This is a genomic window from Actinospica acidithermotolerans (genome assembly GCF_018139625.1).
Taxonomy (GTDB): domain Bacteria; phylum Actinomycetota; class Actinomycetes; order Streptomycetales; family Catenulisporaceae; genus Actinospica; species Actinospica acidithermotolerans.
Genome location: NZ_JAGSOH010000225.1, coordinates 1 through 4,379, shown reverse-complemented (window position 1 = coordinate 4,379; position 4,379 = coordinate 1). Strand labels below are relative to the sequence as shown.

The following is a 4,379-nucleotide window of genomic DNA, read 5'->3' as shown; positions in this document are numbered from 1 at the left end:
TCCCCGAGCCGGGTCCGGACATCCCGCCGATCCCGACCCCCGCCTGACCGGCGGCGCGACCCGCGTCGACGAATCCTGATCCCGTTCGGCCCCGCGGCCGCCCGGCCGCCGGGCCGAACGGCTACACTGTGCGCCGAGCGGCCCGCCGCCCGACCTGCCGCCCGACCCGCCTCACCTTGAGCCCAAGGAGCGTGTTTCAGCACTATGGACCGCCTCGCTGTCGCCGTGGCGCCGGACGGCCCCGGCCGATTCGTGGTCACGCTCGCGGGCGAGCTCGACCTGGCCGCGGCCGACGGGTTCTGGGCAGAACTGGAGCCGCTGATCGAACCCGCCGGAATGGTCGTGCTCGACGGCACCGAACTGAGCTTCCTCGACTCCAGCGGCCTGCGCGTGCTGCTGCTGGCCAACGCCCGGGCCAAGGAGGTCGGCGCCAAGCTGCGGCTCGTCGCCCCGCACCGCGCCGTGCGGCGCACCCTCGAGCTCACCGGCGCGGACGACCTGGTGACCACGTGCGCCACCGTGGACGAGGCGCTCGTCGAGGACTAGGCGGGGTCAAGGTCGAGCCGATCGCGAGCCGCCCGATCGCGGACCGACTAATCGCGATCCGACTGATCGCGGGCCGACTGATCGCTGGACTGCGGCGCAGGTCGCGGTCCTGCCGCGGATTGCAGCCCAGGCCGTCGGCCCAGCCGCAGCCGACGGCACAGGCGACGGTCTAACTGCGGATGGCGGCACAAACGACGGTCTACCTGCGGATCGCGGCGTAGGCCGCGGTCACTCTGCGGTTCGCGACACCGACCGCGGTCCAGTCGCGGCCGACGGAAAAAACCTTGCCGCGCTCCGGTCACGTCTGCTCGCCGGTTACGTCTGCTTACCGGTCACGCTCCTCGGCGCCCGGCGCGAGCGTCATCTGCATCCGAACCGCCGTGCCCTCACCCGGCACGCTGCGGATCCGGACCGAGTCGCATGCCTGACGCACGATCCACAGTCCCGCGCCGCCGCGCCCGGACAGATCGGGCCGGCGCTGCCCGGCCGCCGCGTCCGCGAGCATCCCGTTGTCGGCGACCTCGCAGATCAGGCTGCCGTTCTCCGTCCAGAGCCGTAGCACGCCGCCGCCCTCGGTGTGCATCACGCTGTTCGCCGCCAGCTCGTGCGCGGAGAGCACGAAGTCGGGTATCCGGCGCCGGTCCAGCCCGGCCGCCTCCGCCGCCTTGCCGACCTCGTGGCGCACGTGCGGCAGGTCGTCCGCGTCGTCGAAGCGCAGCACGCACAGCGGTACGCTCGCAGGTTCGGGGAACGCGTTCTGTGACATCAGGGTCTGCCGACAGCTCGATGGGGTTGATTGTTCACGGTGGCGGAACGGCGTCGTCGGGCGCCAGCGGACAGCGTAGCCCCTTCGGCGCCCATCCGTGCCGGGTCTTGCGCTCCCGACTACCCCGGCCGAGGCAGATCATGCGCCGCAGGGGATCACCACCCGATCACCACACGACCCCCGCGCGATCACCGCGTTATCTGCCCGCAACCCCCGGTGCGATCACCACGCCATCCCTGCGCGATTCGCGCGCGAGCCCCGAGCATCACCCAGTCCCTGCGCGATCACCAGCCGAGAGCCGGGACCCGCGTCAGCACGCCGTCGAAGTCGACGCCCGAGGACAGCGTGCCGAACGCCGCGCCGTGATCGCCGTCGAGGCGCGAGGCGCAGAACGCATCGGCGACCGCGGACGGAGCGTGCCGCACTAGGAGCGCCCCCTGCAGCACCAACGCCATCCGCTCGACGAGGCGCCGAGCGCGCAACTCGGCGTCCTCGGAGAGCACGAGCTCCGCCTGAAGTCCTCGCCAGGCCGCATCCAACCGACCGTCTCCGCCGGCCGCGGCGTCGACCTCGGCGCGGAACGCCGCGACCGCCTCGGGCTCGCGGACCAGGGCCCGGAGCACGTCAAGCGCGTTGACGTTGCCGGATCCCTCCCAGATGCCGTTGAGCGGCGCCTCGCGGTAGAGCCGCGGCATACCGGAGGCCTCGTCGTACCCGTTGCCGCCGAGACACTCCAGCGCCTCGGCCACCGCCGCCGGCTGGCGCTTGCACACCCAGTACTTGCCCACGACCGTGGCCAGGCGCAGGAACGCCCGCTCGCCCTCGTGTCCGTGCAGCGACCGGTCGGCGGCCCCGGCCACCCGCAGCGCAAGCGTGGTCGCCGCCTCGGACTCGAGCGCCAGGTCCGCGATCACATTGCGCATCAGCGCCTTATCGATCAGCCGCGAGCCGAACGCCTCGCGGTACCGCACGTGATGCGCCGCCTGGTTGAGTGCGGCACGCGTGCCGGACGCGGCGCCGAGGATGCAGTCGAGGCGCGTCATCGTGACCATCTCGATGATCATCCGCACGCCGCGCCCCTCGGCCCCGACCAGCCACGCGACCGTGTCGTCGAACTCCGGCTCGCTACTGGCGTTGCTGCGGTTGCCGAGCTTGTCCTTGAGCCGCTGGATCAGGAACGTGTTCCGGGTGCCGTCCGGCAGCACGCGCGGCACGAAGAAGCACGAGAGCCCGCCGGGCGCCTGCGCGAGCACGAGGAAGACGTCGTTCATCGGCGCACTGGTGAACCACTTGTGCCCCCGAAGCCGCCATGTACCGTCCGGCGCCGGAGTCGCAGTGGTCGTATTCGCCCGCACGTCCGAGCCGCCCTGCTTCTCGGTCATCCCCATACCCGCCAGCAGTCCGCGCTTGCCCAGCGGCGCACGCAGGCCCGGGTCGTACACGCGACTGGTGAGCAAGGGCTCGTACTCGGCGGCGAGCTCCGCGTTCGCGCGCAGGGCAGGCACGACGGCGTACGTCATCGAGATCGGGCACCCGTGCCCCTGCTCGACGCTCGACCACACCATGAACCCGGCCGCGCGGGCCACGTGCGTCCCCGGCTTGTGCTGGCCCCACGGCGCCCCGGCCAGCCCCTCGCGCACGGCGACGTCCATCAGCGCGTGGTACGAGGGATGGAAGCCGACCTCGTCGACCCGGTTCCCGTACCGATCGTGGGTCCGCAGCTCCGGCTCGAACCGATTGGCCTCGTCACCCCACCGCTGCACCTCCTCGGTCCCGGCGAGCACGCCGATCCGGTGCAGGTCGTCGGCATACCAGTCGGCGCCTTCCCGCTTCAGGCCCTCCAACAGCACGGGGTCGGCGGCCACGTCGTGCCCGACGAGCGGCGGCACCTGGTTCGTGACCTCGTGGGTACGGCCTGCCACGGTCTCCACCTCCGGATCGGTTACCTACGGGTAACTTGATCCTGCCACCCAGCGCTGGAATGCGGAAGTACCGCCGTTCCAGGCAGACGAACGCGCTCCGCCCCAACCTCGCGACGCGCTCCGCCCCGGCTTTTTACGACGCGGTGGCAGTCGCTGTGCTGATGACACTGGACCACACCGTCACGTCGGTCATGATCCCCTCGCCGCTGTCCGCCTGGTCGTCGACCACCTTGATCAGAGCGACCCGGTCCTGCGCCGTGATCACGCAGACCATGGTGCCGTTCGTAACTGGAAGCTCATTCACGCCTTGGCTCGCCACCTGGTCGTAGCACTGCGTGCGATTAGGCGTAGACGAGCCGGTCCACGTGGCCAGTGTCGCATTGCCGTACGGCAGCGCGCTGAGCTGATACGGATTGGCGCCCAGTCCCGTGGACGAGTCATAGACGCTGGCCTGCGAACTGGCTCCGTTGTTCACCGGCACGGAGTCCAGATCGACCTCATTGACGGTGATCAGCACCCGCCCCTGAAACTGCACTGCATTCGCTCCGGAGAGCGCCGCAGACGAATCAGAGGGCGTAGACGAGGCGGACGCCGACGTCGCAGCACTCGATGACTGCGTACCAGAGTGATTCACCGGCTGACTCGTGTGCTGCACAGGATTGTTGCCACTGGACGCATGCGGCCAGATCACCACCGCGACGGCCACGGCCACGACGGCGGTCGCCAGCGAACTGGTGACCGCGGCCAACGCCGTCCGCCCCCGCCGAGGCCGGCGCGGAGCAGCCGGTGCACTGGCAAGTTCAAGGACTCTTTCCGGTTCAAGGACAGGAGTCGGTTCCGGCGTCACCGTAGTCGCCGAGTGCACGTCACGCTGCGGCGGCAGCAGCGGCGTTCGCCCGTCTCCGGTCGTGGTGGCGAGAGGCTCCCCGTACGTAGACCCGATCACCTCCCCCGCCGTCTCACCGACCGCGCCCATGCCGGCAGCGTCGCCCGCAGCACCCCCGGCCCCCGAGTTCGTCCCACGCGCTGACTGCTGAACAACTCGCCCTGCCTGCGCCGCCCCGACAGCCGCCCCAGCCGAAGGCCCTCCTGCTGTAGACCCTTCCGCCGCCGTTTCCCCGACCGAAATCTCCCCTGCCCTCGTC

Annotated in this window: 4 protein-coding genes; 1 reads left to right on the top strand and 3 read right to left on the bottom strand. The window is 70.8% G+C overall.

The window, feature by feature from the left end; genetic code table 11:
* Positions 1–204: 204 nt before the first annotated feature.
* Positions 205–546: an STAS domain-containing protein gene (locus tag KDK95_RS34025; RefSeq protein ID WP_212522484.1), complete on the top strand. Its 342-nt coding sequence runs from the start codon at positions 205–207 to the stop codon at positions 544–546.
* A gap of 325 nt (positions 547–871) precedes the next feature.
* On the opposite strand, the gene KDK95_RS34020 is transcribed toward KDK95_RS34025, so the two are convergent.
* The 3 genes from KDK95_RS34020 to KDK95_RS34010 form a co-directional block, all read right to left on the bottom strand.
* Positions 872–1,312 (bottom strand): ATP-binding protein, encoded by a 441-nt coding sequence (locus tag KDK95_RS34020; protein ID WP_212522483.1) that lies wholly within the window; start codon positions 1,310–1,312, stop codon positions 872–874.
* A 284-nt stretch (positions 1,313–1,596) separates the two neighbouring features.
* On the bottom strand, positions 1,597–3,243 hold the full coding sequence (locus KDK95_RS34015; RefSeq protein ID WP_212522482.1) for an acyl-CoA dehydrogenase family protein: 1,647 nt from the start codon (positions 3,241–3,243) through the stop codon (positions 1,597–1,599).
* A 124-nt stretch (positions 3,244–3,367) separates the two neighbouring features.
* The gene (locus KDK95_RS34010; protein WP_212522481.1) at positions 3,368–3,982 is read right to left on the bottom strand and encodes a hypothetical protein; all 615 of its coding nucleotides are present in this window, start codon (positions 3,980–3,982) and stop codon (positions 3,368–3,370) included.
* Positions 3,983–4,379: the final 397 nt, after the last annotated feature.